Annotated in this window: 1 protein-coding gene and 2 pseudogenes; 1 reads left to right on the forward strand and 2 read right to left on the reverse strand. The window is 65.6% G+C overall.

All coding sequences use genetic code 11. The features are described 5' to 3' along the window. A partial coding sequence (locus ACM43_RS09720; protein ID WP_271539868.1) for a hypothetical protein occupies positions 1-710 on the reverse strand: 710 nt, incomplete at its 3' end. A 125-nt stretch (positions 711-835) separates the two neighbouring features. Further along, positions 836-1,140, reverse strand: a pseudogene (locus tag ACM43_RS09725) (integrase core domain-containing protein); the annotation flags it as partial. A 42-nt stretch (positions 1,141-1,182) separates the two neighbouring features. On the opposite strand from ACM43_RS09725, the pseudogene ACM43_RS09730 reads away from it, so the two are divergent. Beyond that, a pseudogene (locus tag ACM43_RS09730) lies at positions 1,183-2,027 on the forward strand (transposase); the annotation flags it as partial.

Raw genomic sequence — 2,027 nt, forward strand, 5'->3', positions numbered from 1 at the left:
GCGTGGGCCTGGCAGGGCTTGCGCCCGCGCTCCAGCAGCGCCTCGTCGTCATCGCCGAGCAGCTTGACATGCCCGCGGACCGCGCCGCGGCTCTGCGCGGTCTCGGCGTGGGCGTGGCAGGGCTTGCGCCCGAGCTCCAGGAGCGCCTCGTCGTCATCGCCGAGCAGCTTGACATGCCCGCGCATCGCGTCTGGGCTCTGCAGGGCCTCGGCGTGGGCCTGGCAGGGCTTGCGCCCGCGCTCCAGCAGCGCCTCGTCGTCATCGCCGAGCAGCTTGACATGCCCGCGCACCGCGTCTGGGCTCTGCAGGGCCTCGGCGCGGGCCTGGCAGGGCTTGCGCCCGCGCTCCAGGAGCGCCTTGTCGTCATCGCCGAGCAGCTTGACGAGCCCTGGGACCGCGCCGGGGCTCTGGCGGGCCTCGGCGCGGGCCTGGCAGGGCTTGCGCCCGAGCTCCAGGAGCGCCTCGTCGTCATCGCCGAGCAGCTTGAGGAGCCCTCGCACCGCGCCTCGGCTCTGCGCGGTCTCGGCGTGGGCGTGGCAGGGCTTGCGCCCGAGCTCCAGGAGCGCCTCGTCGTCATCGCCGAGCAGCTTGAGGAGCCCTCGCACCGCGCCTCGGCTCTGCGCGGTCTCGGCGTGGGCGTGGCAGGGCTTGCGCCCGAGCTCCAGCAGCGCCTCGCTGCCCTTGCCGACGGCCTCGCCACGCCCGCGCATCGGGCTCAAGCCTTCGCAGCACTGTTGCGGAGGAGGTGAGACGATCCGTAGAGTCCGATTGACAGTCGGAATGAGCTATATCGGATTCTGACCCCCCGGGTTTGCCGGAGGCCATTTGGTTTAAGTTATGCCGCCATGGCCGATTGTTTCAGCATGTCATAGTAGCGTTGCTCGGCTTCGGCCCGGGGGGATGTTTCCGATGGGCTCCAGGAGCCGTCGGTTATTGAACCAATCGACCCATTCGAGGGTGGCGAACTCGACAGCCTCGAAGCTGAGCCATGGCCCGCGCCGATGGATCACCTCGGCCTTTGTAGAGACCGTTGATGGTTTTGGCGAGAGCGTTGTCGTAGGAATCTCCGACACTGCCGACAGAAGGCTCGACACCAGCTTCAGCCAGGCGCTCGGTGTACTTAATGGATACGTATTGGGCGGATTCAAACGGTCGTCGCAACACCCTGAAGTGGAGGTTGCGATGAAAGATATAAGTCGACGTTCGGCGCGGTCAGGAAGAGCGCCATTGCCATCGCCAGGCCGGCCGTCTGCGGCCGGACGCGATGAACAGAATAGATTTTGGAAGGCGATTGCCACAGGGCAGAGCAGCGAAGATGCTGCGTTTGAGGCCGGATTATCCCAACCTGTCGGAAGCAGATTGTTCCGAAAGGCAGGCGGCATGCGACCAGCGATGTTCAGATCTTCGGCCAAGCCTCTCTCCGGGCGCTATCTTTCATTGGCTGAACGCGAGGAAATTGCCCTTCTAAAAGTGCAGGGCCATTCCATACGGGAGATTGGGCGCCGCTTGGGACGGGCTGCTTCGACTGTCTCCCGTGAATTGCGGCGAAACGCGGCCACCCGCGGCGGCGGGTTGGATTATCGGGCAACAACTGCCCAATGGCATGCAGACCGATCTGCCCGCCGGCCCGAGCCGACCAAGCTTGCGCCCAACGTAGCCTTGCGCACTTATGTGGAGGAGAGACTTGCCGGCAGGGTCGTAGCCCCGAGCGGAGCTTGTATTGCTGGCCCCCCGTTCGGTGGAACGGCCGCCGGCATGGCCGGCGAAAGGATCGGCGATGGGCCAAAGCATGGAGCCCTGAGCAGATTGCCCGACGCTTGCCGATCGACTTCCCGGACGACAAGACGATGCGCATCAGCCACGAAGCCATCTATCAGGCTCTCTTCGTTCAGGGCCGCGGTGTACTACGCAGCGAACTGACGGCCTGCTTGCGAACCGGACGTGTGTTGCGCGTGCCCAGGGGGCGCGTACGCAGGCGCGGCAAGGGCTTTGTCTCGCCGGAGTGTCAATCGGCTTGCAAATTTGGC

The sequence above is a fragment of the Bradyrhizobium sp. CCBAU 45321 genome (genome assembly GCF_028128975.1).
Lineage (GTDB): Bacteria > Pseudomonadota > Alphaproteobacteria > Rhizobiales > Xanthobacteraceae > Bradyrhizobium > Bradyrhizobium yuanmingense.